The organism is Enterococcus sp. SB12 (genome assembly GCF_030910025.2).
Classification (GTDB): Bacteria; Bacillota; Bacilli; order Lactobacillales; family Enterococcaceae; genus Enterococcus_B; species Enterococcus_B faecium.
In genome coordinates this window covers 1,980,562-2,006,229 of the sequence record NZ_CP175675.1, presented here as the reverse complement: position 1 = coordinate 2,006,229, position 25,668 = coordinate 1,980,562, and the positions used below count along the sequence as shown (strand labels likewise).

Genomic DNA, 25,668 nt, shown 5'->3' with positions numbered 1-25,668 from the left:
ACAACAGACAGAAAAAGTACGAACTAGGTCCTCTAGATCTTCGTGCTTTTTCTATTTCAATAAAACAAGTTCTTCTATTTTGATTTTTGCTACTTCTGCAAGTAGTGCTTATGTGCTAAAGTAAGAATGAAAAGGAGAGATAAACATGATATTTGATTCTCATACCCATTTAAATGCTGAACAGTTCAATGAAGATATTCCAGAAACGATTCAGCGAGCACAAGAAATGGGGGTAACGAAAATGGCGGTCGTGGGCTTCGATACGCCAACGATTGAAAAGTCTTTGCAATTAAGCCATGACTATCCAAATATATACAGTATTATCGGCTGGCATCCGACAGAGGCTGGCAGTTATACGAAAGAAATCGAAAATAAATTACAAGAACAATTGACTTTACCAAAGGTTGTAGCATTAGGGGAAATTGGCTTGGATTATCATTGGATGGAAGACCCGAAAGAAGTCCAAGATAAAGTATTTCGTAGACAGATTGCTATCGCAAAAGAAATGAACCTACCAATCAGTATTCATACTAGAGAAGCACTTGAAGACACGTATCAAATTCTAAAAGAAGAAGATGTTCGAGATATCGGTGGAATCATGCATAGTTTCAGTGGTGATTATGAATGGGCAAAACGATTTCTTGACTTAGGGATGCATATTTCATTTAGCGGTGTCGTCACTTTCAAAAAAGCATTAGACGTCAAAGAGGCTGCAGCAAATGTACCAATCGAACGATTACTTGTGGAAACAGATGCCCCTTATCTGGCACCAGTTCCTTTTAGAGGAAAGCGGAATGAACCAGGCTATACTCGTTATACAGTAGAAAAGATTGCTGAACTTAGGAATCTTCCGACAGAAGAAGTGGCTGCCCAAACATGGACAAATGCGCACCGATTATTTGGTCTAAGCGAACATGGATAAGATGAAGATCCAAGAGATTATAGTCGTTGAAGGAAAAGACGATACAAGAAGGCTGCGGGAAGTAGTTGATGCAGATACGATAGAAACAATAGGGTCTGCAATCAATGAAGAGATCCTGATGCAAATTGAACATGCCCAAGAGACTCGTGGGGTGATCGTTTTTACCGATCCTGATTTTTCAGGAGAAAAAATAAGAAAAATCATTATGGAAGCTGTTCCTCAGGCAAAACATGCTTTTTTGCCGCGCACACAAGCTAAACCAAAGAAAAAGGGAAGCCTTGGTGTCGAGCATGCAAGTGATGCTGCTATTTTAGAAGCATTGAAAAAGGTCGTGACGCCAAACATTTCCCAAACGGCTGTTTCTGAAATCACTAGACAAGACCTTTTAGACTATGGTTTAATAGCTGGGGCACAAGCAAAAGAAAAACGAGAAAAACTAGGTGACGAGTTGCGCATCGGTTACACGAACGGCAAACAATTGGAAAAACGTTTGAAGATGTTTCGTATTACGCCGAAAGAACTCGCCCAAGCAATGAAAATAGTGGAGGAACAACATGAGTGAATATCGTGAAATTGCGACACCCTCTAGAACAAAAGAGATTTTATTGAAACATGGTTTTTCATTTAAAAAAAGTTTAGGACAAAATTTTCTGACTGAACCAAATATTTTAAGGAAAATCGTAGAAACTGCGCAAATAGATGAACATACGAACGTGATCGAAGTTGGACCAGGAATCGGTGCATTGACGGAACAATTAGCCAAGCATGCAAAACAAGTCGTAGCATTTGAGATCGATGATCGTTTGATCCCTGTATTGGCTGATACGATGCAACCCTATGACAATGTGACTATTGTACATCAAGATATTTTAAAGACCGATTTGTCAACAGCTGTTAGAGAAACATTTCATGAGGAGCTTCCGTTAAAAGTCGTAGCGAATTTACCTTACTATATTACGACACCGATCATGATGCATTTTCTTGAATCAAATTTGGTTGTGGATGAACTAGTCGTCATGATGCAAAAAGAAGTAGCTGATCGTATCTCTGCTGAACCAGGAACGAAAGCTTATGGTTCATTATCGATTGCTGTTCAATATTATATGGAAGCCAGTTTAGCATTCATCGTACCAAAAACAGTATTTGTCCCTCAGCCAAATGTAGATTCAGCGATTTTGAAACTGACAAGAAGAGATATACCGGCAGTCGAAGTGACAGATGAAAAAGCATTTTTCCGATTGACAAAAGCGGCATTTCAGCAAAGAAGAAAAACGCTTTGGAATAACTTGCAGCATTCTTATGGCAAAGATGACCAGACAAAAGCATGGTTAGCAAAAAGCTTGGGAACAGCTGGAATCGATCCAAAACGTCGTGGGGAGACTTTGTCATTACAAGAATTCGCCGCATTAAGCAATGCGATGTCAGAAAATATGCAGTAAAAAAAGAGGTTATGACAGAAGTTGTGAAAAAGCTGTCCTGCATCAAGTAATAAGAACAGCCAAACAAAAATAGTTCCTCATGTTTTTCGTTTGTTTGGGCTTATTACCGCAGATGCAAGCTTTTGAACACCGTTTAAGAAAGAGGTTGTGGGCCTGCCGTTTAAATCTAAGTCACAAGGAACAATTTCAAAAAACAGCTTCTCATGTTTTTGAGTTAGTTGGTCTTATTACTTGATGCAAGCTTTTGACCACTATTATGCCGAACAAGGAGATGTGACACAAATTTTGTCACATCTCCTATTTTTGTTTCTTGATCAAAAAATTCTTATACTTGATACTCACACTCATTTTGTATGGATTTAGAAAATAATATGTGTCTTGACAGTTATTAGTAAGTGAGTTATACTAAGTCGACATTTATGTGTCAAGACATATTAGGAGAGAGAAAAAATGAGAAAAAATTCAGTTCGAAAACTAACGATTTCTGCTTTATTGATTGGGATGGGGGTCATTATCCCAATGGTCATGCCTAAAATCATGATTCCACCAGCTTCCTTTACTTTGGCGTCTCATGTGCCATTATTTATTGCGATGTTTTTTACACCAGGAGTTGCAGTGGCTGTTGCGCTAGGTACGACATTTGGTTTCTTTTTAACAACGCCGGTTATCATCGCATTGCGAGCATTGTCACATCTTGTGTTTGCGTTGATTGGGGCTTGGTACTTGCAAAAGCATCCGAGTATCGTTTTAAAAAATGGACAGTTTACTTTTGCTAATTGGCGTTTCCAAGGGTTCAATTTTGTGATCGGTGTGGTTCATTCTTTAGCAGAAATGCTAGTAGTCAGCATCTTTTACTTTATTGGTAATATGCCTGAAACATATTATTCTCAAGGATATTTTTATACAGTATTCATCTTGATGGGGATTGGTGGGCTCATCCACAGTTTAGTTGATTATAATATTGCTTATTTTATAGCAGGAACACTCAGCAAATATTTTGATATCCCCGTATTTACGGCAGCAAAAAAAGAAAATCGGAAAGAGTCGATTCAAGGGTACGCGAAGAAAACGACATATTAGACATGATCTCTCAAAAAAAAACTCTCATCTAGTAATGGATAATAAATCCTTTAAGATGAGAGTTTTTTGTCCTAAAAAGAGCTGCACCAACATCTTCTGGCACAGCTCTAACAGGGGGCAATTTATGGAAGTTTGATGACTTGTTCTGTTTCTTTATCAAAGAAGTGGCCTTTGCTGATGTTGAAGGCAAGATCGACTATTTCGCCTGGTTTATGGAAATCTCTTGCATCTACTTTTGAGATGAACTCAGTAGAACCAGTTTTTGTGTAAAGCATCGTTTCAGCTCCAAGTAATTCGGAAACGACAACTTCTGATTTCACTACGGCTTCAGGTGAAGCTTCAAGGGCTACTTGTTCACTGTGGATGTCTTCTGGACGAATACCGAAGATAACTTCTTTTCCTTCATAACCTTTTTCAACTAATACTTTGTTTTTCCCTTCAGGAATACGAAGCTTAAGCCCATGTCCATCTGTGATAACACCATTTTTCAATGTCACATTAAAGAAATTCATGGCAGGAGATCCAATAAAGCCGGCAACGAACATATTGACGGGTGTATCATAAACTTCTTTCGGTGTACCGATTTGTTGGATAAATCCGTCTTTCATGATAACGATTCGGTCAGCCATAGTCATTGCTTCTGTCTGATCGTGAGTAACATAGATGGTCGTTGTTTCAAGACGCTGGTGAAGTTTGGCAATCTCAGCACGCATGGCTACACGTAATTTAGCATCTAAATTTGATAATGGCTCATCCATTAAGAAGACTTTTGCATCCCGAACGATTGCCCGTCCCAATGCCACACGTTGGCGTTGTCCACCAGATAAAGCAGCTGGTTTTCGTTTCAAGTATTCTGTCAGACCTAAGATCTCTGCTGCATTGTCCACACGTTTTTTGATGTCTGCTTTATCATATTTACGTAATTTCAAGCCAAAAGCCATATTATCAAAAACAGTCATATGAGGATACAATGCGTAGTTTTGGAAAACCATGGCAATATCACGGTCTTTAGGTGCCACGTCATTCATGACTTTTCCGCCGATATTTAGTTCTCCTTCAGAGATATCTTCCAGTCCCGCGATCATTCGCAAAGTAGTTGACTTTCCACAACCGGAAGGACCAACAAAAACGATAAATTCACGGTCTTTGATTGATAGATTAAAATCAGTTACAGAATAATTTTCTGCATTGTCATATTTTTTATATACGTTTTTCAGAGCCATTTCTACCATAATACGTTCCACACTTTCTTTTTTAGTTTTATTAACTATTTAAAGTATAAATGAAAGCGTTAACTAACCTCAATGTCATGTTGAACAAGAATTTTTTCTTTTTTTTGTCAATGTGCTAGTTTTAAGCTTTAATAAATATCCATAAGAAATAAAAACTGATACACTGGAGTAAATAAGTATGTTAACAATATCAAAAGGAGTGTCTCTTATGAAAATCGCTTTGATCGCTCATGACCGAAAAAAACCTATGATGGTGAAATTAGCAACAGCGTATAAAACAATATTGGAAAAACATGAACTTTTTGCTACCGGGACGACTGGGCAGAGGATCACGGAAGCAACCGGCTTGCCGATCCATCGGTTTAAATCCGGACCGTTAGGCGGGGATCAGCAAATTGGAGCCATGATTTCGGAGGATCAGTTAGATTTGGTGATTTTTCTTCGAGACCCGCTGGCTGCACAGCCCCATGAACCAGATGTAACAGCACTTATCCGTTTATCTGATGTCTATGAGATTCCGTTAGCTACGAATATCGGAACAGCTGAGGTGCTACTAAGAGGACTGGAAGCCGGCTTCCTAGATTTTCGAAGAATCGTCCATGAAATAGACAAGCGTCCACTTTCATTTTGATGGATAAGCGTATGGAAAAATAACGTTTAATGTTCGCCTATATGTAGCTATAAAAGCTAAACAAACTGATATAATACGAACGTATTGGATAATATAAACAATAATATTAGTTTTTCGTATTTGCAGTAAATGTGAAAATATGCTATAGTTTCTGTGGGAAAAGATCCCAAAAATAATACAGAGTAGAAAATAAAGCGTTAAGTGCTAAGAGGATGGGATGTTGCCTCTTGGACGAAGGACGTAATGTTCGCGGTTTTATTTTCGCATTCGCTGCATGATACGATGTAGCAGCTCTTAAAGGAGATGCTAAAAATGAAGAAACACCGGTTAGACGCACGTATGATTGCTATTATGGGCTTATTGATTGCATTGATGGTCACTTTGTCCCGACTGGTAGCAATCGAGACCCCATTTATTAAAATCAGTGTCACATTTATTCCACAAGTGATCATGGGCATTCTTTTTGGTCCTTTTTGGTCAGGGATAGGCGCAGTTTTAGCTGATTTAGTAGGAATGGCCCTCTTCTCGAAATCTGCATTCTTTATTGGATTTACATTGAATGCATTTATTGAAGGAGCAATCTACGGATTCTTTTTCTATCGAAAAGAGATCACTTGGAAAAATGCCATTCTGGCTACGCTTAGTGTCACGCTGATCATCAACTTATTTTTGACACCATTATGGCTTGCGTTGATGTACCATGTGCCATTGTTCAGCTGGGTCGTTTGGGCGCCCCGCCTGTTAAAAACAGTAATATGGTTACCGATTCAATCAATTGCCATTTATTACGTAGGACGTAGTATTCCTTACAAAAAAATTTTAAGAAGTTTAGCGATCCACGCTAAATAAAAAACAAGCAGTCTTCCCATCCCAGAAGACTGCTTGTTTTTATTGTGCTGTGAATTGTGCTTGATAGAGCCGTCGGTAATAACCATCTTTTTGAAGCAGCTCATCATGGGTGCCCATTTCGACAATAGCTCCCTGATCCATCACTAATATCTGGTCCGCATTTTTGATTGTGGACAGGCGATGGGCAATCACAAAACTGGTTTTTCCTTCCATCATTGCTAAGAAGGCTTGTTGGATTTTTTTCTCTGTCAATGTATCGACTGAGCTGGTAGCTTCATCTAAGATCAACATAGGCGGATTACTGATCATCGTTCGAGCAATCGTCAACAGTTGGCGTTGTCCATCTGATATCTTTAACCCTTGACCGCCAATCTTAGTATCTAATTTTTCCGGCAAACGTTCTACAAATTTATACATATAAGAGGCTTTTAGGGCATTATTGATTTCTGCGTCACTTGCTTCCGGATTCCCAAAACGAAGATTTTCTCGCAATGTACTGTCAAATAGCCAAGTATCTTGTAACACCATTCCAAAACTTTTACGTAATGTATCACGTTGGATAGAGCGGATGTCATGGTCATCGACTGTAATTGTTCCTTTTGTTGTGTCATAAAAACGCATCAGCAAATTAACAAGTGTGGATTTTCCGGCCCCTGTTTTTCCTACTATAGCAATGGTTTGACCTGGATAAGCAGTAAAATTGAAATCTTCGATCAAACGCTGTTTGGGGTCATAAGAAAAAGAAACATGATCAAAAGAGACTTTTCCTTTGATATGTTTGGGTTCCAAGGCATAGGCATCTGGCAAATCAGGCTTTTCTTCTGGCTGATCGATCAAATCAAATGCTCGTTCTAGACCAGAAAAAGCGGTTTGCAGTTGTGTCGTGATTCCAGAAAGTTCGATAAATGGTTTAGAAAACTGACTTGAGTAGATCGTAAAGCTGGAAATCACACCAACAGTGATTGACGAACCACTCTTCAATGCCAATAGGCCGCCAACTAAACCAATCGATAAATAAGCAAGGTGATCTACAAAACGAGAAGACGGGTTTGTCAAGGAAGAAGAAAATTGTGCCCGTTGTCCTTTTTCGTATAGATCAGCATTTAGCAGTTCAAATTGCTGTTGACTAGCTTCTTCTTGCTGAAAAGCTTTCACGATTTTCTGGTTACCGATTCGTTCGGTCACAAAGCCCGAGATATCCCCAATAATCCTTTGCTGTCTATCGAAATTTGTTTGCGAAGCGCGAGCAACGATCCAACTCACAAGGAAAATAATCGGTGTGGAACAAAGAACGACCAGTGTTAGCAGTGGACTCAGACGCATCATAAAAATAAACGAAAGAATGATGATTGCCACTCCAGAAAATAATTGATTGAAGGCCGCAGAAATTGCAATGGAAATATTGTCCATATCATTTGTAAATCGACTGACGATATTTCCGTGGGAGTTTTGATCATAATAACGAAGTGGCAATCGATTCAGATGAGCAAATGCATCTTTTCTTAATTTTGCAACGGATAAGTAAGCTAACCGATTGCTTAACACTTGGATGAGCCATTGACTGACTACGTTGATTAAAACGATACCACCGAATAGAATAAGTAAATGGAACAGTCGATTGAAGCGGACCTGTCCTTCTCCAATCATTTGATCGATACTTTGGCCAATTTGTAACGTCATCACAACTGTTGCAATCCCATTGATGATTCCTAGTAGCACAGCTAGCCAAATGTCTTTTGCATAGGCAGTAAGGTAAGGAATGAATCGGCGGAGCGTCTGCAAGGTTAATTTTTTTACTTTCATAACTATTCTTCCTCCTGTGATGCGACGATTTCCTGATATTCTGCTGATTGAGCAAGTAATTCTTCATGGGTACCCTGAGCAGCAATCTTACCTTGATCCATCACTAAGATATGATGTGCTTCTTGAATAGAGCGGACACGTTGGGAGATAATAATCACTGTACTGCCAAGATAAGTCTGTAGCGCCTTACGCAAATCCAAGTCTGTTTGATAATCCAACGCACTTAAAGAGTCATCTAAAATCAGTAATGCTGGCTTGGCAATCAAAGCTCTTGCAATCGTCAGTCGCTGTTTTTGTCCGCCAGAGAAATTTTTCCCATTTTCCATGACTTTTGTATCTAAACCATTTGGAAGCTGACGGACAAATTCTTCTGCCTGAGCGATTTTCAGAGCTTCCCAACATTCTTTTTCTGTGGCGTCTTTCTTACCCCATTGAAGGTTTTCACGAATAGTCCCGGTAAATAGTACAGAAGTTTGGGGAACAAGAGCAATTTGCTGACGGAGATGATCCAGCTGCCAAGAACGAACATCCATTCCGTCCATTATGACTGTACCGGAACTGACATCATAGAAACGCGGAATCAATTGTGTCAAAGTCGTTTTCCCGCTTCCGGTTGGACCAATGATTCCAAGGACTGTATTTCGCTTCAGCTGAAATGTAATCCCTTGAAGAGAAAGCCCAGAATCAGGAGTATAACGGAAGTCAACATGATCAAAAGTGAGAATCGCTTCAGAAGAAAAATCGGGAGTAGTACTGACCTCAGCTTCAAGAATCGAATTTTCTGTGTCTAGCACCTCTTTCACCCGATTTCCTGAAGCTTCGGCACGTGTGAAGATCACGACGAGGTTTGAAACAACGATCAGTGCCAAAAGCATTTGATTCATATAATTGATCAAAGCAAGAACTTGTCCTTGTTGCAAGCTACCGATATTTACTTTGATCCCGCCAACTGTCAGCAAACAGATGATTCCGACATTCATGATCAAGGTTGTAGCAGGTGATAATAGAGCAGAGATATTGGAAACACGTAAATAATTGTTCGCTAGATCATTTGTGCTTTTATCGAACTTCTCTGTTTCTTTTTTTGTCTGCGCAAATGCGCGGATGACACGAACACCGCTAAGATTCTGACTAACGTGTTCATTGAGCTGATCTAGTTTTTCTTGCACTTTTTGGTAGAGAGGAACGGTTTTTTTGATGATAAAAAATAAAATGATTGAGAAAATAGGCAATAATGCTAAGAAAAACAGACCTATTTCCCAGTCGATCACAAAAGCCATGACCACTGACCCGATGCTTAAAAACGGTGCTCTGATCAATAAACGAATGACCATTGCTAAAGCTAGCTGAAGCTGATTGATGTCGTTTGTCATTCGGGTGATCAAGGTATCTGTTCCAAAATGATTCAACTCGTTGTGAGAGAAAGTATTGATTTTTTTGATTAGCTGATTACGTAACTCTGTACCAAATCCTTGTGAAGCTACTGAAGCATAGTATTGGCAAATGATAGCACAAATCAGACCAATCACAGACATAGCGACCATCCATAAGCCCATTTCAATGATTTTTCCTCGGTCATTCATTTTTAGGCCATTATCGATCAAGGAAGCCATCATTAAAGGCAGGACAAGTTCGAAGACAGCTTCAAGAAATTTGAAGAACGGGCCCAAAATGATTTGCTTACGATAGTCTTTTGCATAACGTAATAACTGAATCATATGATTCCTCCTATTATTTATTTGTCCACAATTGAAAAAACAAGTACTACCACATTGTAGCTTAGGAAATTTAGAATGAAAAGAGAACAAGCCTTTTCATAAATGAAAGTTTTATTATGAAGAAGCTTTAGAAATTGAATAGACTATTTTTTTTAAAAAAAAGAAAATGAGAAAACATGCCAGTCTCTTCATTCATAGGAACGTCTATTTTACTCAATTTTTCTATAAATGAATTCTGCATAAAAAATATATCAAGTAAATGTTTATAGACGAAACTCTATTTACTTCTTTTTTAATTTGTTCTTGCAATCTTTTTTGCTACGTAATTTTTGTAAAAAAGTGGGTTGAGAGAAATCTAATTGATTTTCAAAGAAGGAGTATGAAAATGAGAAAAATATTTATTCGTTTATTGTGGGTACTATCTTAGAGGAAGAAATAATAGTGGAGAAAACTATGGTTTGGCGCAGATTCTATCAGGTTTGATGGAACGAAGACAACCTCCCGACATCAAGTCAAAAGCTACTTGAGATTTTGATCTGAAAATAAAAAAAGAAAACAAGGTAGGAACATCAATGTTTCTGCCTTGTTTTCGTAATCAATGGGAAAAAACTAAGAGTGGTGTACGTAATCAATAAAAAGGATGGTGACAACAGTACCTCTTTACTCTCTGAAAGCATCATAACTCGTTTTTCCTCATTATGCCAATAAATTGTTGTTATACCATATATAAGGATTTGTAATAGCTAAAAACAGACAGGAAAGTTAAAATCTGTGAATCTTATTTTGTATGGAAGGATTTATAGAACGCAAAAATCAAGATAAAGATGAATAAAAATCCTGTTTCGGCTATATATTGCGTATCTACGCCAATAAAACGAGTTTGTTCTGTCATAGCCATATAAAGCAAAGGCAAAAATACAACTACAGCGAGATAAGATCCGATGATTTCTCGAAAAGTTTTCCAGGAAGTATGTTTCCTGTTTTTATATTTATCCGATTTCATTGAATAGTCATAGCCTCCTTGTTCTGTCATATGTTGAAATTCCAGTATAAAAATTGGAAGGAACTGTACGTTTTTTAGAATAAAAATTATAAGGGATAAGTAGGCTGCTGTCTATAATAAGATATATTTTTCAATTCTTTATTAAAGATTTTATTGACAAAATGAATCCGTTTTCTATGATGGAGGAGGGGTGAATAAGTTGTTGAAGAAGGAAATTTTATGTTACTTAGAGAACCAGACAGCCTTTTTCGATTTAGAACATATGAACGAGGTCTTTACAGCACAAAGGTTAGCTGATCATTTTGGGGTAAAAAGAAACACAGTCAGTCATTATTTGAACCAGTTAAATGATGAGCAACTACTAGTCAAAATCAATTCTCGACCAGTGATTTATTTCCACAAAGAAGCTTTTGAAAAACAATTTTTTAAGTTACGCACGAATTTTTATTTTTCTATCGATGATCTCAAAGAGGAACAGCCTTTTTTCGCGCAACCAAAAGACTTATTCTCTTTTATGATCGGATACGACGCCAGTTTGAAAGAAAGTATCGAACAAATCAAAACAGCTCTTTACTATCCAGATGGCGGATTACCACTTTTGATTACAGGCGAAAGTGGCACAGGTAAAAGTTATTTAGTTAATTTGGTCTATCAGTATTGTCTGCTTCATGATCTGCTAGAAGATTCTGCACCATTCATCACTTTTAATTGTGCACAATATGCAGATAATCCTGAACTTTTGACTAGCAATTTGTTTGGACATGTTAAGGGAGCGTACACTGGTGCAGAAGAAAATAAAAAAGGGGCTTTTGAAGCAGCAGAGGGTGGGATCTTGTTTTTAGACGAGGTACATCGCTTAACACCAGAAGGTCAGGAAAAACTGTTCACCTATCTTGATCAAGGTGTGATTTATCGTATGGGAGAACCTAATTTGTCACGCCGGATCAAAACACGTCTCTTTTTTGCTACGACTGAAGAGATTACTAGTCATTTCTTAACAACTTTCATTCGAAGAATACCTATCCGAATCGAACTACCTGCACTTAATCAGCGTAGTCGTAATGAACGGCTAGAACTGATTTACTCTTTTTTTCTCGAAGAACAAAGAAAAATGGGGAGCCCTTTGTCAGTCAGTGGACCAGCTTTGTCACTTTTAACAAGTCAGAAATTATCCGGAAACATAGGAGAGCTGAAAAATATCGTCAAAGTTTCAGCAGCAAAAGCATATGCTGAACAGCGTGAACAGCCTGAAATCCATGTCACGATCCATCATTTGCAAAAAGAACTACTTGCGCAGCCTATTACTAAAAATACAGCACAGCAAGGAATCTATATTACGCAAGACCAGACCTTAGAGCAATTAATGGAGAAGCAACAGCCTGAACAGCAACGAATCGTTAAAAGTTTTGAGCAAATCCTACTTGATTTCAAGAAAAATAACTGTCTGCTATATTCTTGCGAAGGAAAATTAAAGCAAGAAGTGATTCAATTATTTGATTTTTTGCTGTTTGAGACCAGTAGACAAGAAAAACACGAGCTGCTGGTTTATTGGACACAATCTATCCGAGAGACCTTTCGACAAATGGAAACTGCCTATCAAATCAAATTCGATGGAAACAGTGTCTATGCCTTGAGTTACTATCTCTATCAGCGAAGCACTATCAAATGGTTACCGGAAGAACATGATATTATCCAACTAATCAAAGAATTAGAACAACAAGTTTCTCAGTCTTATCCATCTAGTTATCACTATGTCCAACGAATTCTGGAATTAAGTAAGATCAAATTAGATATTGAAGACACAAGTATGGATCGGATTTTACTGACGATCTATCTAAAAAAAGCGAAATGGTCAAAAGAAAAACGACTGCCAAAAGCGATGATTGCTGCTCACGGTTATGCAACTGCTAGCAGTATGGCAAATGTAGTAAATCGTTTATTACAAGAGGATCTATTTGAATCATTTGATATGCCACTAGATGTCACACCACAGCAGATTGCTTCAGAAATCCTTGATTATTGCGAAAACAGCGATGTTTCAAATGGATTGATCATATTAGTAGACATGGGATCTCTGAAAGAAATCCATCAGTTTTTTAAAAAAAAGTTATCCGTACCGCTTTTGATTTTGAATAATGTGACGACACCTTTAGCAATCACAGTAGGGGAATGCCTGCAAAAAAATGTATCATTAGAAGAGATAGCAGAAGAGACTGTTCGACAGATCCAGCCAGAATGGCGACTGCTCTATCCAGAGGAAAACAAACCCAAAGCACTCATTACTACTTGCTTCACTGGAATCGGTACGGCGGTCCACTTAAGTGAACTGCTAGAAAAAAGCTTACCTACGGCTTGTCAGTTGAAAATCATCCCATATGAATATCAGCAATTAAAAGATAAGAAAAACAGTGACCCATTATTTTCCATATACGAAGTCGTAGGAATGATTGGCACCACAGATCCTGATATCACCAATATCGACTATCTTTCATTAGAAGACCTCATCTCGGGGGAAAAGATGTCTGTACTAGCTGAATGGTTGGACACTACTATGAATGCTTCAGAGAAGGAAATATTCAATCAGTGCATCATTCGTAATTTTTCATTGGAAAAAGTACTGGATTCCGTGACTATTCTAGATACAGAGAAGGTGATGGGAGAAATCGATCATTTTATGAGAGAATTAGAGGTGCAGTTGAATCGAAGCATCAGCAATCCCAAAAAATTAGCGTTGTATGTCCATGTGAGCTGTCTCATTGAACGATTGATCCGACAAATGCCAATCGAAACCTATCAAGGATTAGAGAAATGGAAGCAGTGTCAAAAAGAAGGGTTATCTGCTATTAAATCTGCTTTTAGTGTCATTGAAGAGCACTATAGTGTCATGATCCCCAATTCTGAGATTGCCTATATCTATGATATTTTGAGTGAAGATACAGAGTTTCTCTCAACAGAAGAAGAATTTTGAACATAAGCAAGTTGTTGCCACTAATTTTGGCATGCAACTTGCTTATTAGTATGTGTAAGTGAAAAGAGGAGATGAAAAAGTGGATAGAGAAATTATCTTAGCTTCCCATGGAAAATTTGCTTCAGGAATATTAGATTCATTAGAGCTGATCTATGGGAAAAATCATTCTATTACTGTATTGGATTGCTATACTGATGAGAATTTTGATTTAGCGGAAACAGTAAGCCAGCTTTTTATGAGGTACAAAGATAAAGAAATCATTGTTCTGACGGATCTTTTTGGCGGAAGTGTCAACAACGAATTCTTACAATATATCAATCAGGATCATGTCTATCTCGTTGCCGGATTGAATTTGTCACTATTGATTGAGCTAGTATCTCAGTTGGACGCTGAAGTAGAGACAACTGTTTTGATCCAGCAGGTGCTAACTGATTCAAAAAAAATGATCCAGTTTTGTAACGAGCGGCTCCATCAGAAAATAGAAGAAGACGAATTTTAGGAGGAAGAAAAATGATTGTATTGACAAGAGTCGACCATCGGTTATTACACGGACAAGTAGCTTTTTCATGGACACAAACAATAGGCGCAGACTGTATTTTGATTGCTAATGATGATGTACCTACGAATGAGATACGAAAGACAACGATCAAATTAGCCAAGCCACAAGGAGTCAAACTAGTGATCAAATCAATTGATGACTCGATTGCCGCGTTGAAAAGCGGGGTGACAGATAAATATAAGTTATTCATCGTAGTGGAATCGATTGAGGATGCATATAAGCTGGCAGAAGCGTATCCAGAAATCAAAACCATCAACTTAGGAGGGATCAAGGCAAAACCTGGTACTCGCAGCATCGGAAAAGCGGTAAATATTTTACCAGAAGAGGAGGAACGATTGAAACGATTGATTGACAAACAAATAGAAGTAGAGATCCGTCAAGTACCAGCAGATAAAAAAGTGGATGTAAGGGAAGTTTTGTAAGAAAGGAAGAACCTCAATGATTGTACAAGCAGTCTTATTAGGAATTGTTGCATTTGTCGCACAATCAGAATATGCACTAGGGACATCGTTGCTTTCTCGTCCGATTGTGACGGGGCTGTTTACAGGAATCGTGTTAGGTGATGTAAAAACTGGGATCATTATGGGCGCAACTTTAGAGTTAGCATTTATCGGATCGTTCTCAGTAGGTGCTTCGATTCCACCTGATGTTGTGACCGGTGGGATTTTAGGGACGGCTTTTGCTATTACAGCTGGAGCCGGTACAGAAACCGCGCTTTTACTAGGGTTGCCGATTGCTACGTTGACATTGATATTGAAAAATATTTACTTAGGGCTTTTGATTCCAATTATGAACCACAAAGCAGACAGTTATGCAGAAGAAGGAAATTATAAAGGAGTTGAGCATATGCATTTGCTTGCCGGTATCGGTCTTTCCTTGATGCTTGGTGTTGTGGTAATGGTTTCTTATATGGTGGGAAGCAATACGATCGGAAATCTATTAAATATGATTCCTGACTTCGTTCAAAAGGGGTTGTCAGTAGCTACAGGGTTGATTCCAGCTCTTGGTTTTGCGATGCTTGCTCGTTTGCTGATCAACAAACAAGTTGCACCATATTTTTTCTTAGGTTTTGCTATAGCTTCTTACTTAGAGATTCCTGTGACCGGAGTAGCTATTTTTGGTGCGATTTTAGCAGTTGTGGTAGTCAATATTATGAATGTTCGTCAACTGCCACTTCAAACAACTGCAGGGGAGGTAGAAGAAGATGAAGAATTCTGAGATCAAAAACAGCAAAATAACGAAAAAAGAGCTGAATCACGTATTTTGGCGTTCTTTTCAAATGGAGTTTTCTTGGAATTATGAACGTCAGATGAATATGGCTTATGTTTATGCAATGATCCCGATTTTGAAAAAGTTATATCAGTCGAAAGAAGAAATGGCAGCAGCTTTGAAACGGCATCTAGAGTTTTTCAACACGACCCCACATATCGTTACACTGATTTTAGGAATCACGGCTGCAATGGAGGAAGAAAATAAGGATGATCCTGAATTTGATGTGACCGCGATCGATAGTATCAAAACATCTTTGATGGGACCTCTTGCAGGGTTAGGAGATTCTTTCTTTTGGGGAACTTTGCGATTGATTGCCACAGGTGTGGGTACCTCTTTAGCCATGCAAGGAAATATTTTAGGCCATATCTTATTCATTTTGATTTTCAATATTCCGCACATTCTGTTTCGCTATCTAGCAACAGGTTGGGGATATCGCTTAGGAACGGGTTTTTTGAAAAAGATCCAGGCAAACGGTATGATGGAAAGTTTGACATTAGGCGCGTCTATTATTGGGCTGATGGTCGTTGGAGCAATGACTGCCACGATGATCACCATCAATATTCCTTTAAAAATCGGTTCAGGAGAAAATGCTGTGACTGTTCAAAGTATTTTTGATGATATCGTTCCAAATATCTTATGTCTTGGAGCATTTGGCATAGTGTTTTATCTATTGAAGAAAGAAATGAAACCATTAACGATCTTGATCGGACTAGCTTTCTTTGGAATTTTTGGTTCGTGGATAGGGATTTTTTAAAAAAGGAGCAGAGAAAATGTTTACGATGCAAGATTATATCTATGAAGAAAAGGAAGTACTAAGTACGATCTTGAAAAAGAATGATTTTTCGACAAGAGAACATATGAAAAAAACAGTGAATTTACTGATTTTAGCAACGGGTTCATCTTATAACGCTTGTTTAGCAGCGAAGCCAGCATTGGAATCTTATGGTGATCTTACTGTCGATATTCAAGAACCTTTTTATTTTACCCATTATGGAAAACTTTCTCCTTCAATCGATACTGTGATTGCTGTGTCACAAAGCGGGAAAAGTGCTTCTACTGTTGAAGCAGTAAAAATGATACAAAAACAAGGGTTACCTGTTGTTGCTATCACAAATGACGTGCAAAGTCCACTTGCTTTAGAAGCTGCACAAATTATTGATTTAGGTGCCGGGGTAGAATCAGTAGGCTTCGTTACAAAAGGCTATTCTGCGACTGTTTTACAGTTACTACTCTTAGGGATAGGAATTGGAATAAGTAAAAATAAAATCAGCAAAAAAATAGAACAAGACTACATGCAACAGTTGCGCAAAATAATCAACCATTTACCAGCGATTATTCAAAAAACGGAAGAATTTTTTGATGGATATCAAAGTTTATTTCGTTTAGCGCAGCGTTTCGTCACCATTGGATATGGTCCAAACTGGGGAACAGCTAAAGAAGCAGAGACGAAATTGACTGAAACAATCCGCGTTCCGTCACAAGGATTTGAGTTAGAAGCTTATATGCACGGCCCATACCTGGAGGCAGATGCTTCGCATTTGCTATTCTTTATTGAAGGGGAAAGTGTAAATAAGGAACGTTCGCAAAAGTTGCAAAGATATATGAGTCGGTACGTTGGAGAGACTCTCACCATTACCACAAAAAAAACAAGAAACGAGAAAACACTTGGATTAGCAATAGAATGTGATGAATATCTGTCTGTATTAGCGCTTGTCGTTCCGTTTCAACTATTCGCTTATAAAACCGCAGTAGCTAAAGGTATTGACTTGAACAAAAAGATTTTTGAAGACTTTGATACAGTCTTGAAAAGTAAATTATAAGAGGTGGAAATCATGCTGAAATTCAATGAAGAAGAACAAATCAAAGCAATAAAAGGCGCACTAGCTTTACGTCCGCAAGTAGAAGAAATCATCGATAAACTTTATGCGGAAAGATTTGACGCTGTCTATTATCTAGGAATCGGTGGAACGTATGCTTCCTCGATGCAAGCTGTCACTTATATGAATGGGAAAAGCAACTTGCCTGTCTTTGTACAGCATGCTGCAGAATATTACACTACTGGAAACAAAAGATTAACAAAAGATTCTATCGTTATTTTGTCCTCTGTTACCGGTACAACTCAAGAAGTAGTGAAAGCAGTAGAACAAATCAAGAAAGTAGGAGCGACACTGATTGGATTTATCGATAAAGCGAACAGTAAGTTGTCTCAGCTATGCGATTTTGTGGTCACTTATCCAGCTCCTGGAACAGAACAACTCAAATTTTTTATGGCAGCAGATCGATTGATGTATTTGAATGGAGAATTCGAAGATTATTCAGAATACTATGAACAGCTCGAACGTTATTTACCAACAGGGTTAGTGGAAGCAGAGAAAAAAGCAGATGCATTTGGCTTATCATTTGCAGAAAAACATCGACGTGATAGCATGCATTATTTTATTGGAGCAGGGAATCAATGGGGAGCTGTTTATTCATATGCCATGTGTTACTGGGAAGAACAAAGCTGGCTTCCATCGAAATCTATCCATGCTGCCGAGTTTCTTCACGGGACGTTAGAGATCGTAGAAGAAACAACCCCAGTCACATTATTTTTAGGCGAAGATGAACAGAGAGTGTTATCTGAACGTGTGGCTAAACTTTTGCCAAAAATTTGCAGCAATTATACATTGATAGACACAAAAGACTATCCAGTAGAAGGTATCAGTGAAAAATATCGCGGACGTGTTTTGTCCTTCTTATTGATGCATGTAGTGACACAACGCATCGATGCTCATGTGGAGCAGTTGAACTGCCATCCATTAGAGATACGCCGCTACTATCGTCAGTTTGATTATTAGGATAGACTGGATAAAAAGAATATAAAAAATAAAGAGAGCAGCGATGGGAGACACTTCGTAAGGAAGTTGTCTCCCATGGACTTTGTAATCAGCCAGAATGATTGGGTTGTAGGAATTAAATCATACGGAGGAATTACAAAATGGCAAAGACGATTTTTGAGCAGTTGGGCGGTACATATGAAAAGCAGGGTGATTATCTTGTTCCCTGCCTTACCTTACCTGCCGAAGAAGAAAAGCCGATAGGGATTTACGGTCAGCGGCATTTGTGGTATTTGAGGGAATGCCGCAGGGTTACATATATCAATCTACTCACAAGCGGCAAGCTGAATGCCTATCTTGCCGACATAGACACGCAGGCACAGGATATGCTTTTTCGGTTGGTAAAAGAGTTATCCGACAGGCAGGGTATAACGGAACGGCTAAAGGCTGAGAATCAGCTTGAATGGGTAGGCAGAATGAATAACATACGGAATGCGGCGGAGGAAATCATCAATACGGATTTGATTTATAGATAATAGACTGGCGGTAGGGAGTAAAATCCCTATCGCTTTTCCTTTTCGGGGAGTTCCTATGGAACGATATGTTATCTCTGGTCAGGGGAGATTTAATTTCTGGTTGGTGGAGGTCTAAGTTCTCGGTGTTGTTAAGAAAGAGCCGATGAATTGTAGGAATCACAATTCATCGGCTCTATTGTTTGAATAACTGATATAGGGCTATTGGTTGTACTTTTGGCGAATGCCTAACAGCACGGTATCAATAGCGTTGCAAAAATCCTCTCGTACTTTATCGGGATTTGTAAACGCATATTGCAGCTGCAAAGTGGTATAGCCATGAAGCACTCCTGTCAGCAAGTTTAGTATTTCATCCGTTTTTTCTGTCTTGAATTGACACGAATGGATAAGGGTTGTTAAAAGTGATATATAGTTTCCGAAAATCTCTGCTGTTTCATCTGTTCCGTGCCAAGTAGCCCATTGAATAATTTCATAAACTCCGGGGTGTTCAATCATAAAATTAAGATATTCAATACCCACAGATTTTATCGCAGCATCACCAGAATTGCCAACAGCGACCTGCATCATTCTTTCGTTGTGCATCCTCATACCTTTATGGGCAGCCTCTCTCAGAAGGTCATCAATGCTACCTATGTGGTTATATAACGAGGGGGTACGAATATTCAGTTTTTCTGCAACTGCCTTTAACGAAACATTATTCAGTCCTTTTTCATCAGCTATATCGCAAGCAGTTTGTATTACCGCCGCTTTTGTAACATGCATAATCTGCACCTCATTTCAAAAAGCTCTTTCTGTTATTTTAACTAATTCAATTAGGGGAATCAATAATTATGTTAGAAAAGTTCGCCCATTGTCTTGACAAAGAGAGCTTCCTTGTGCAAAATACTAATTTAATTAGTTGATGAACTATTGCAGATAGTTTGATGGAATGGGAGTTTTTCATGGTAACGAAAAAAAGAACAATTCAGATACACAGTATTCCTGCAATTATCTGGGGAACATCTTCAAAGAGATTATATCTATATATACATGGTCAAGGTGGGTGCAAAGAAGAAGCAGAAGCCTTTGCTAATATAGCCTGTCGTAATGGTTGGCAAGTCCTCAGCATAGACCTTCCCGAACACGGAGATAGAAAGAGTGAGAGCAATTCGTTTGACCCGTGGCATATTGTACCAGAGTTAAATACTATTATGAAATTCGCAAAAGGTCATTGGGAGCAAATTTCATTGTTTGCGAACAGTATCGGAGCGTGGTTTAGTATGTTGAGTTTCAAAGACGAACGATTAAGAAATTGTCTGTTTGTTTCACCTGTTCTTGATATGAAGAAGCTCATATCAAATATGATGAAGTGGGCAAATGTTTCAGAAGCTCGTCTAAAAAAGAGCTTGTTATTACTACTTCCTTTGTGCAAACACTTTCTTGGGAGTATTGGGAATACGCTTCAAATCACCCTATTACAAAATGGGAAGTACCGACCCAAATATTATATGGAGAGAATGACAATCTGATAGAGCGAGATATTGTAAATCGGTTTTCTCAAAAATTTAACTGCAATTTAACTGTTATGGAAAATGGGGAGCATTGGTTTCACACCGAGCATCATATGGATGTTTTGTGTAGATGGGCAGAGAAAGAGTTAAACTGCAAGAGGTTGAGCCAAAAAGAAAGGTAAACCGAGATGACCTTCAATCGTTACTTCGGTGTTGGGTAGGTGTTATTGTGAAAGAAAGCAAATGGATACTATGCCCTGTCTGCGGCAATAAAACCCGCAACAGGATACGAGAGGACACAGTCCTAATCAACTATCCTCTCTACTGCCCGAAATGCAAACAGGAGTGCTTGATTGGAGCAAAGCAGCTACAAATAAAAGTTATCAGAGAGCCAGACGCACAGACGCAGAGCCGATGAACTTGTACCAGTCACAATTTATCGGCAAAAAAATATCGTTTCATCTCTTGACTCTCACGTTGCGTCATAGTGTATGATAAAGAAAAACAGAAAGGATGAAACGATATGAATGTAAAAGCAATTCGCTCGGACGGCGTTTATGCAAAAATCATGTCTGCCCCTGCCGAAAATAAAAATGATATTTATCGGTATGAGCTGATGATGCCGTTTGAAAAGAAATGGGCTTGCTATAATGTGCCGATGAAAGCCGCAACGCCAAATGGCTACGATGTTATTATGGCAAGCGGTATGCTCGGACACATCGCTCCAACAAAGGTAGACGGCACACAAAAAGCAAATATTGAGGTGCTATCCGATGATAATCTTTGGAGTGCTTGTGAAAATTCCATAGTAAAATCCCTACGCTGCTTTGAAGCAGACGGTATTGAGCTGCCCGTGCAGGAATACCTATTCACAATTTTACTTGCTGATTCCGATAATCCATACATCGTTTTGAATGAGGGATATAGCGGTGATGGTGGTATTCCCGGCTATATCTTTTCGTGGCTTACGCCAAATGATTATACAATAAGTCATTTGCCTGTTGCCCTTGCCCACGAAACCAATCACAATGTCCGCTTTCAGTTTATCAAGTGGAGAAACGATATTACGCTTGGTGAAATGATGGTTAGTGAGGGGCTTGCCGAAAACTTTGCCACCTATCTATACGGTGAAGATAAAGCAGGTCCGTGGGTCACGAAAACAGATATAGCAACTTTAAACGAGTGCATCAAGCCGATTATTTACGATGGGCTGAATGTACAAGGACTTGAAAATCTCAATGCGTATTTGTACGGTGACGAAATGGCTGTTTTACAAAACTATCCCACCGTTGGTTTGCCTTATTGTGCAGGCTATGCTTGCGGTTATCATTTAGTTAAACACTATTTGAATAAGACGGGTAAAAGCATTGTGGAGGCTACGCTGCTCCCTGCTAAAGAAATTTTAGATGCTACGGAGGATTTTTGGAATGAATGAGAAGCCATTAACTGTACATGAGGTAGCAGAGCTAACAGGAACAACGGTCAGAACGCTCCATTATTATGACGAGATTGGTCTTTTGAAACCGTCTATCGTTACTGATGCAAGATACAGACTATACACGCAAAGCGATTTGAGCCGTTTGCAGGAGATTCTATTTTTCCGTGAGGTCGGCTTTGCTCTAAAGGAAATCAAAAAACTTCTTGAAGCACCGAACTATAACAGAGAAGAAGCGTTAGAAAATCATCTTCAGATATTGGAAGCCAAAAGAGAACGCATAACTGCTTTGATTGACCTTGTAAACAAGGAAATTGCAGGAGTAAAGGATTATTCTTTTGCTGCGTTTTCTAACTCAAAGATACTTGACCTGCAAGAGCAGTTTCGAGAAGAAATCATACAGCGTTGGGAGAATACAGAGAGCTACAAGGAGTATGAAGAAATATTCTCAAAACGCAGCCGCAAGAAGCAACAGGAAGAATTTGATGCTTTGCTGAACAAGTCACAGGAAGTTTTTGAAAGGCTTGCGATGTATGAGAAGAAAAGCCCTGCATCTGCCGAAGTGCAAGCTGTTGTGAAAGAGTGGCAGGAATACATTTCAGAGCATTTCTATAAATGTGATAACCAGATGCTGACCTACTTAGGAGAGCTTTATGTGAATGACGAGCGTTTTTCAGCTTTTATCAATCGCTTTGGCAATAATAATTTAGCAGAGTATTTCAACAAAGCCATTAGGAGTTATTGTACCAAACAGAGAGATGATAGAGATGTGCGTTAAATGGATACTATGCCCTGTCTGCGGCAACAAAACCCGTGACAAGATACGAGAGGACACAGTCCTAATCAACTATCCTCTCTATTGCCCGAAATGCAAACAGGAGTGCTTGATTGGAGCAAAGCAATTACAAATAAAAGTTATTACAGAGCCAGACGCACAGACGCAGAGCCGATGAATTGTGAGTAATCACAGGACATCGGCTCTTTCCTTTATATCGAATTGGTAGGACAAGCCCACCAAATTAAAAAAAACGGTGTTTTGGTGGGCGGTATCCTTATGTCCAGATAGATTTATACCCTCCAGACCTATTTTTGAGTTTGGAGGGTATTTTTATGTGTTGGGGGGAACGACCTCACCGCTGTTCATCAGAAGCAGTGGCTACATACATAGCATCTCAAGTTAGCGATGGTAACTTGTTAAAAAATCGTTGCTTCTTCATGGGACTCTTATACTCTCGAAGTAGAAGTCAAATCTCTACAATATAGAAATAAAATTTCCGTAATCCGCTTAGGTAAGACAGCCTTTGCGGATTTTTTTGTGTCGCTTTTTGCCAGAATGCAGGATAAGCCTGCTTCTGGCGTTGGTTGCCGTTCTCCACCCTCCAATCTGGATTTTCTCAAAAAAATTCAGATTGGAGGAAAACAATATGTCATTTAATTATGGCAAGGAAGAACGGAAATGGCGGCTTTGGAAAGAAGACGAAGAAAAGATATTGCGTGAGTGCGGTGTCGATGAAGATACCATCGAGCAAATCCGCATTTATGACAGAGCAGATTTCAATTCCAACAGGTGGTTTTACCGCCACTTGAATGATTCGAGTGCTGCTCGAAACGAACAAGCTCACCTTGCAAATTATCCTGATGAAAATGCAAGGTTACTCAACAAAGGAAATAGCTCCGATTGTTCATCTCACAACGGGTGCTATCTATGCACGGTTAGACCATCTGCGAAAGAAACTGAGAAAAATCCTATAGCATCTAATAAATTGTGTGTTCCCAAGGGCTATTGGGTGAGGGGTTAATTCCTCTCACCCAATTTTCATAGCGGGAATAAATACATTATCCGCAGGGCATACTAAAAAGTTTATGCAAAATCTTGACATTCCCATATTCTATGTGTTAATATGAAATACTAAATTTTGAGTTTAACTGAATACATACCGTTACCTATACAATTTTATGCGAGTGAAAAGGTTTTGAATCTCAAAGCCGTTACATAGCATTGCGAAATTAGAACGAGAGAAATCTCCCGTCTATCCGCAATGCCGTGTAGCGGCTTTTTGTTTTATCCAATATAAAAATCTGTGACGATAGTGACGGTTGTGACGATGATTTAGGGAGTGGGTACGGTATCAAAAACACCATCACAATCGACACGCACCGTCACGACAAAGTTTAGGGAAGCTATGCGGCTGCCCTTTTCAAAGGGCAATGAGCATTGGGGAGCAATTCGCAAATTGCGGGGCAACGCCCCAACTGCCGCAGGCAGTTTACCCCCTCGGAGAGCCCACTGACATCTTTGTAGCCGTAAGGCTGAAAGTGTCATAGTGGGTTACGCACTTTGAAAAAGTTGCGTAACAAAGAACGTACCATCTTCTATTTACATATGAATCAAAATAGCGAAAGGGCGATGTAAAGGGGAAATGGAAATTATTCGGTAGCAAGGGTGGTGCAGCACAATCGGGACAATGTCGGCAAGTTTGAACGGCATATTGAGCGTAAGAATGAACACTATGGCAATATGAATGTGGACTTGTCCCGAACACCAATGAATGTGCATTATCGGGATTGCGGTGGTCTGACCTACAACCAGTATCTCGACAAGCTCGTAGAGGACAGTAAGGTATCCTTGCGAGGGCTGAAAAAAGACGCAAAGGTTTATGATGAGCTTATTTTCGATGTGAACACCTATTATTTTGAAAAGCACGGAGGTTATGAGTTTGCAAAGCGGTTTTATGAGGAAGCGGAAAAAGAGATTAAATGGTCAAAACGCTGCAAGGATAAATCACTTGTTGGTACAGTCAAAGAAACCGTACAGCAAGTCAGCCATTCAAAAAAATGGAAGTCACCGCAGGCTGTAAATGAGAACGGAGAGCTAAAATTCAACAAGCGTGGGAAGCCAGTATTAATTCCCTCGTACAGTATTTTGCAAGACCAGTTCTTCGAACATATGCGGACAGCGGGATTTACGGGTTTTGACCGTGGTGAGCGTGGCAGTACAGAGGAAAACCAAACCAGTCTGCAATACCAGATTAGCAAGGATAAGGAACGGCTTGCGGCAATTCAAGAAAAAATAGATACGGCAACACAAACATTTGCTGAAATTCAGCCTGTCAAATTGGAGATAGACGAAGGAACGGCTATCGGCAAAAAATCTCTTACAGGCAAAGTACAGATGTCACAGGCGGACTACAGCAAGCTGACCGAGCTTGCCAAAGAAGGCATTACCAGCCGAAAAAAGATATTCGACTTGGAAAACACCGTCACCAGTATGCACGAGCGTATTCGTAGTCTTGAATACAAGCTTACAGAATTGAGCGAAAAATGCAAGCCCTATCTTGAAGCCTTGAAAGCTGCTCCGCTAAAGGTAAAGGAGTTCATTGACAATCTGCTGAAACCAAAGGAAAAACCTGTTATCAAGCTGTCACGGTGGGATTATGAAGTCAATCAGCAACAGGCAAAGGAAAATCACCGCCCGAAAAAGAAAAAGGAGGAGCGTGAGAGATGACAGAGCAAGAACGCTATTTTGATAATATTACCGAAGAAGAATTTGCAGAGGGTATTTCTATCCGCAGGCTGATTGATGATATTACAGACAGGCTTGCGGCAATGGCAAAGGAAGAACGCTTAGAGTGGTTTCGTCAGGCACAATATCCGCACCCTGTCAGCTTCACAAGGGAAATTGACGGTACAATTTATACTGTTAATGCTCATTTCAAGCAAGGTGCTTCTGAGAGTTTACAAGAAAAGACGGAACGCATTCTACTAAAAAATCATGGCAAAGACTAAGATTATCACTTTAAAGCGTTGAAGTGTTGCAGCTGATATGATATGAATTAAAGTACCTACAATTCATATCATATCTGGCTGTAGAAAGGAGAATCATGAGCAATCAGTCAGATAAAATTACAGCCCTTTACT

Annotated in this window: 26 protein-coding genes, 2 pseudogenes and 1 riboswitch; of the genes and pseudogenes, 23 read left to right on the top strand and 5 right to left on the bottom strand. The window is 39.1% G+C overall.

What is annotated here, in order from left to right:
• The first annotated feature begins 145 nt into the window (after window positions 1-145).
• The 4 genes from RBL01_RS09915 (at window position 146) to RBL01_RS09900 (ending at window position 3,441) form a co-directional block, all read left to right on the top strand.
• Complete coding sequence (locus RBL01_RS09915) at window positions 146-922, top strand: TatD family hydrolase (protein WP_307780832.1); 777 nt, start codon at window positions 146-148, stop codon at window positions 920-922.
• Window positions 915-1,484: a ribonuclease M5 gene (gene rnmV, locus RBL01_RS09910; protein ID WP_002339751.1), complete on the top strand. Its 570-nt coding sequence runs from the start codon at window positions 915-917 to the stop codon at window positions 1,482-1,484. The genes RBL01_RS09915 and rnmV overlap by 8 nt, the downstream gene beginning before the upstream one ends.
• Complete coding sequence (gene rsmA / locus RBL01_RS09905) at window positions 1,477-2,361, top strand: 16S rRNA (adenine(1518)-N(6)/adenine(1519)-N(6))-dimethyltransferase RsmA (protein WP_002319650.1); 885 nt, start codon at window positions 1,477-1,479, stop codon at window positions 2,359-2,361. Before rnmV ends, rsmA begins: the two co-directional genes overlap by 8 nt.
• Window positions 2,362-2,811: 450 nt before the next feature.
• Entirely contained in the window at window positions 2,812-3,441 is a 630-nt protein-coding gene (locus tag RBL01_RS09900; protein ID WP_002319013.1) for a hypothetical protein, read from the top strand.
• Between the two features lie 122 nt (window positions 3,442-3,563).
• Here RBL01_RS09900 and RBL01_RS09895 read toward each other — a convergent pair whose 3' ends face one another.
• Window positions 3,564-4,673, bottom strand: a complete 1,110-nt coding sequence (locus RBL01_RS09895) for an ABC transporter ATP-binding protein (RefSeq protein WP_002289507.1) — start codon at window positions 4,671-4,673, stop codon at window positions 3,564-3,566.
• 208 nt (window positions 4,674-4,881) lie between these two features.
• Between RBL01_RS09895 and mgsA the strand changes: the two genes are divergently transcribed.
• Window positions 4,882-5,304 carry a methylglyoxal synthase gene (gene mgsA, locus RBL01_RS09890; protein WP_002291069.1) on the top strand — a complete coding sequence of 141 codons (423 nt, stop codon included), beginning with the start codon at window positions 4,882-4,884 and terminating at the stop codon, window positions 5,302-5,304.
• A 176-nt stretch (window positions 5,305-5,480) separates the two neighbouring features.
• A riboswitch (THF riboswitch) is annotated at window positions 5,481-5,579 on the top strand.
• 37 nt (window positions 5,580-5,616) lie between these two features.
• The gene (locus RBL01_RS09885) at window positions 5,617-6,153 is read left to right on the top strand and encodes a folate family ECF transporter S component (protein WP_002289509.1); all 537 of its coding nucleotides are present in this window, start codon (window positions 5,617-5,619) and stop codon (window positions 6,151-6,153) included.
• 39 nt (window positions 6,154-6,192) lie between these two features.
• On the opposite strand, the gene RBL01_RS09880 is transcribed toward RBL01_RS09885, so the two are convergent.
• The 3 genes from RBL01_RS09880 to RBL01_RS09870 all read right to left on the bottom strand — a co-directional run bounded on the left by RBL01_RS09880 (window position 6,193) and on the right by RBL01_RS09870 (window position 10,677).
• Window positions 6,193-7,956 (bottom strand): ABC transporter ATP-binding protein, encoded by a 1,764-nt coding sequence (locus RBL01_RS09880; RefSeq protein ID WP_002327240.1) that lies wholly within the window; start codon window positions 7,954-7,956, stop codon window positions 6,193-6,195.
• A gap of 2 nt (window positions 7,957-7,958) precedes the next feature.
• Complete coding sequence (locus RBL01_RS09875; RefSeq protein ID WP_073470537.1) at window positions 7,959-9,674, bottom strand: ABC transporter ATP-binding protein; 1,716 nt, start codon at window positions 9,672-9,674, stop codon at window positions 7,959-7,961.
• Between the two features lie 778 nt (window positions 9,675-10,452).
• Window positions 10,453-10,677: a hypothetical protein gene (locus tag RBL01_RS09870; protein WP_002294014.1), complete on the bottom strand. Its 225-nt coding sequence runs from the start codon at window positions 10,675-10,677 to the stop codon at window positions 10,453-10,455.
• A gap of 190 nt (window positions 10,678-10,867) precedes the next feature.
• Between RBL01_RS09870 and RBL01_RS09865 the strand changes: the two genes are divergently transcribed.
• The 8 genes from RBL01_RS09865 to RBL01_RS09830 all read left to right on the top strand — a co-directional run bounded on the left by RBL01_RS09865 (window position 10,868) and on the right by RBL01_RS09830 (window position 18,828).
• Window positions 10,868-13,645: a sigma 54-interacting transcriptional regulator gene (locus tag RBL01_RS09865; protein WP_073460754.1), complete on the top strand. Its 2,778-nt coding sequence runs from the start codon at window positions 10,868-10,870 to the stop codon at window positions 13,643-13,645.
• A 79-nt stretch (window positions 13,646-13,724) separates the two neighbouring features.
• Window positions 13,725-14,144 carry a PTS sugar transporter subunit IIA gene (locus RBL01_RS09860; protein WP_002327236.1) on the top strand — a complete coding sequence of 140 codons (420 nt, stop codon included), beginning with the start codon at window positions 13,725-13,727 and terminating at the stop codon, window positions 14,142-14,144.
• Window positions 14,145-14,155: 11 nt separating this feature from the next.
• Window positions 14,156-14,626: a PTS sugar transporter subunit IIB gene (locus RBL01_RS09855; RefSeq protein ID WP_002287114.1), complete on the top strand. Its 471-nt coding sequence runs from the start codon at window positions 14,156-14,158 to the stop codon at window positions 14,624-14,626.
• 16 nt (window positions 14,627-14,642) lie between these two features.
• Window positions 14,643-15,422, top strand: a complete 780-nt coding sequence (locus RBL01_RS09850; RefSeq protein ID WP_002299096.1) for a PTS mannose/fructose/sorbose/N-acetylgalactosamine transporter subunit IIC — start codon at window positions 14,643-14,645, stop codon at window positions 15,420-15,422.
• A complete protein-coding gene (locus tag RBL01_RS09845; protein ID WP_307780831.1) occupies window positions 15,409-16,230 on the top strand; it encodes a PTS system mannose/fructose/sorbose family transporter subunit IID in 822 nt (273 codons plus the stop codon). Before RBL01_RS09850 ends, RBL01_RS09845 begins: the two co-directional genes overlap by 14 nt.
• Window positions 16,231-16,246: 16 nt before the next feature.
• A complete protein-coding gene (locus RBL01_RS09840) occupies window positions 16,247-17,296 on the top strand; it encodes an SIS domain-containing protein (protein WP_002327234.1) in 1,050 nt (349 codons plus the stop codon).
• A 12-nt stretch (window positions 17,297-17,308) separates the two neighbouring features.
• Entirely contained in the window at window positions 17,309-18,313 is a 1,005-nt protein-coding gene (locus tag RBL01_RS09835) for an SIS domain-containing protein (protein WP_002327233.1), read from the top strand.
• Between the two features lie 140 nt (window positions 18,314-18,453).
• The gene (locus RBL01_RS09830) at window positions 18,454-18,828 is read left to right on the top strand and encodes a TnpV protein (RefSeq protein WP_058128894.1); all 375 of its coding nucleotides are present in this window, start codon (window positions 18,454-18,456) and stop codon (window positions 18,826-18,828) included.
• A gap of 198 nt (window positions 18,829-19,026) precedes the next feature.
• Here the strand turns inward: RBL01_RS09830 and RBL01_RS09825 are convergent, their stop codons facing one another.
• On the bottom strand, window positions 19,027-19,587 hold the full coding sequence (locus RBL01_RS09825; protein WP_058128895.1) for a TetR/AcrR family transcriptional regulator: 561 nt from the start codon (window positions 19,585-19,587) through the stop codon (window positions 19,027-19,029).
• A 179-nt stretch (window positions 19,588-19,766) separates the two neighbouring features.
• On the opposite strand from RBL01_RS09825, the gene RBL01_RS09820 reads away from it, so the two are divergent.
• From RBL01_RS09820 to RBL01_RS09780, 9 genes and pseudogenes are all read left to right on the top strand, one after another.
• Window positions 19,767-20,333 carry an alpha/beta hydrolase gene (locus tag RBL01_RS09820; protein ID WP_058128896.1) on the top strand — a complete coding sequence of 189 codons (567 nt, stop codon included), beginning with the start codon at window positions 19,767-19,769 and terminating at the stop codon, window positions 20,331-20,333.
• Window positions 20,231-20,497 (top strand): alpha/beta fold hydrolase, encoded by a 267-nt coding sequence (locus tag RBL01_RS09815; RefSeq protein WP_353516212.1) that lies wholly within the window; start codon window positions 20,231-20,233, stop codon window positions 20,495-20,497. Before RBL01_RS09820 ends, RBL01_RS09815 begins: the two co-directional genes overlap by 103 nt.
• Window positions 20,498-20,544: 47 nt before the next feature.
• Window positions 20,545-20,733: a cysteine-rich KTR domain-containing protein gene (locus RBL01_RS09810; protein WP_025478959.1), complete on the top strand. Its 189-nt coding sequence runs from the start codon at window positions 20,545-20,547 to the stop codon at window positions 20,731-20,733.
• 105 nt (window positions 20,734-20,838) lie between these two features.
• Window positions 20,839-21,750 carry a DUF2268 domain-containing protein gene (locus RBL01_RS09805; protein WP_002327229.1) on the top strand — a complete coding sequence of 304 codons (912 nt, stop codon included), beginning with the start codon at window positions 20,839-20,841 and terminating at the stop codon, window positions 21,748-21,750.
• Window positions 21,743-22,528 (top strand): MerR family transcriptional regulator, encoded by a 786-nt coding sequence (locus tag RBL01_RS09800; RefSeq protein WP_002327228.1) that lies wholly within the window; start codon window positions 21,743-21,745, stop codon window positions 22,526-22,528. The genes RBL01_RS09805 and RBL01_RS09800 overlap by 8 nt, the downstream gene beginning before the upstream one ends.
• Window positions 22,509-22,703 carry a cysteine-rich KTR domain-containing protein gene (locus RBL01_RS09795; RefSeq protein WP_197081800.1) on the top strand — a complete coding sequence of 65 codons (195 nt, stop codon included), beginning with the start codon at window positions 22,509-22,511 and terminating at the stop codon, window positions 22,701-22,703. The genes RBL01_RS09800 and RBL01_RS09795 overlap by 20 nt, the downstream gene beginning before the upstream one ends.
• Window positions 22,704-23,174: 471 nt before the next feature.
• A pseudogene (locus tag RBL01_RS09790) lies at window positions 23,175-23,502 on the top strand (sigma-70 family RNA polymerase sigma factor).
• A 685-nt stretch (window positions 23,503-24,187) separates the two neighbouring features.
• Window positions 24,188-25,255 (top strand): annotated as a pseudogene (locus tag RBL01_RS09785) (plasmid recombination protein); the annotation flags it as partial.
• Window positions 25,252-25,536 carry a transposon-encoded TnpW family protein gene (locus RBL01_RS09780; protein ID WP_002327225.1) on the top strand — a complete coding sequence of 95 codons (285 nt, stop codon included), beginning with the start codon at window positions 25,252-25,254 and terminating at the stop codon, window positions 25,534-25,536. The pseudogene RBL01_RS09785 and the gene RBL01_RS09780, both read left to right, overlap by 4 nt.
• Window positions 25,537-25,668: the final 132 nt, after the last annotated feature.

Excerpts from the sequence above, each read along its gene's own strand:
- rsmA (WP_002319650.1), top strand. The coding sequence starts at position 1,477 with ATGAGTGAATATCGTGAAATTGCGACACCCTCTAGAACAAAAGAGATT.
- RBL01_RS09825 (WP_058128895.1), bottom strand. The coding sequence starts at position 19,587 with ATGCATGTTACAAAAGCGGCGGTAATACAAACTGCTTGCGATATAGCT.
- RBL01_RS09835 (WP_002327233.1), top strand. The coding sequence starts at position 17,309 with ATGCTGAAATTCAATGAAGAAGAACAAATCAAAGCAATAAAAGGCGCA.
- RBL01_RS09805 (WP_002327229.1), top strand. The coding sequence starts at position 20,839 with ATGAATGTAAAAGCAATTCGCTCGGACGGCGTTTATGCAAAAATCATG.
- RBL01_RS09840 (WP_002327234.1), top strand. The coding sequence starts at position 16,247 with ATGTTTACGATGCAAGATTATATCTATGAAGAAAAGGAAGTACTAAGT.
- RBL01_RS09795 (WP_197081800.1), top strand. The coding sequence starts at position 22,509 with ATGATAGAGATGTGCGTTAAATGGATACTATGCCCTGTCTGCGGCAAC.
- RBL01_RS09915 (WP_307780832.1), top strand. The coding sequence starts at position 146 with ATGATATTTGATTCTCATACCCATTTAAATGCTGAACAGTTCAATGAA.
- rnmV (WP_002339751.1), top strand. The coding sequence starts at position 915 with ATGGATAAGATGAAGATCCAAGAGATTATAGTCGTTGAAGGAAAAGAC.
- RBL01_RS09875 (WP_073470537.1), bottom strand. The coding sequence starts at position 9,674 with ATGATTCAGTTATTACGTTATGCAAAAGACTATCGTAAGCAAATCATT.
- RBL01_RS09870 (WP_002294014.1), bottom strand. The coding sequence starts at position 10,677 with ATGAAATCGGATAAATATAAAAACAGGAAACATACTTCCTGGAAAACT.
- RBL01_RS09880 (WP_002327240.1), bottom strand. The coding sequence starts at position 7,956 with ATGAAAGTAAAAAAATTAACCTTGCAGACGCTCCGCCGATTCATTCCT.
- RBL01_RS09800 (WP_002327228.1), top strand. The coding sequence starts at position 21,743 with ATGAATGAGAAGCCATTAACTGTACATGAGGTAGCAGAGCTAACAGGA.
- RBL01_RS09845 (WP_307780831.1), top strand. The coding sequence starts at position 15,409 with ATGAAGAATTCTGAGATCAAAAACAGCAAAATAACGAAAAAAGAGCTG.
- RBL01_RS09820 (WP_058128896.1), top strand. The coding sequence starts at position 19,767 with ATGGTAACGAAAAAAAGAACAATTCAGATACACAGTATTCCTGCAATT.
- RBL01_RS09850 (WP_002299096.1), top strand. The coding sequence starts at position 14,643 with ATGATTGTACAAGCAGTCTTATTAGGAATTGTTGCATTTGTCGCACAA.
- RBL01_RS09885 (WP_002289509.1), top strand. The coding sequence starts at position 5,617 with ATGAAGAAACACCGGTTAGACGCACGTATGATTGCTATTATGGGCTTA.
- RBL01_RS09830 (WP_058128894.1), top strand. The coding sequence starts at position 18,454 with ATGGCAAAGACGATTTTTGAGCAGTTGGGCGGTACATATGAAAAGCAG.
- RBL01_RS09855 (WP_002287114.1), top strand. The coding sequence starts at position 14,156 with ATGATTGTATTGACAAGAGTCGACCATCGGTTATTACACGGACAAGTA.
- RBL01_RS09895 (WP_002289507.1), bottom strand. The coding sequence starts at position 4,673 with ATGGTAGAAATGGCTCTGAAAAACGTATATAAAAAATATGACAATGCA.
- mgsA (WP_002291069.1), top strand. The coding sequence starts at position 4,882 with ATGAAAATCGCTTTGATCGCTCATGACCGAAAAAAACCTATGATGGTG.
- RBL01_RS09780 (WP_002327225.1), top strand. The coding sequence starts at position 25,252 with ATGACAGAGCAAGAACGCTATTTTGATAATATTACCGAAGAAGAATTT.
- RBL01_RS09900 (WP_002319013.1), top strand. The coding sequence starts at position 2,812 with ATGAGAAAAAATTCAGTTCGAAAACTAACGATTTCTGCTTTATTGATT.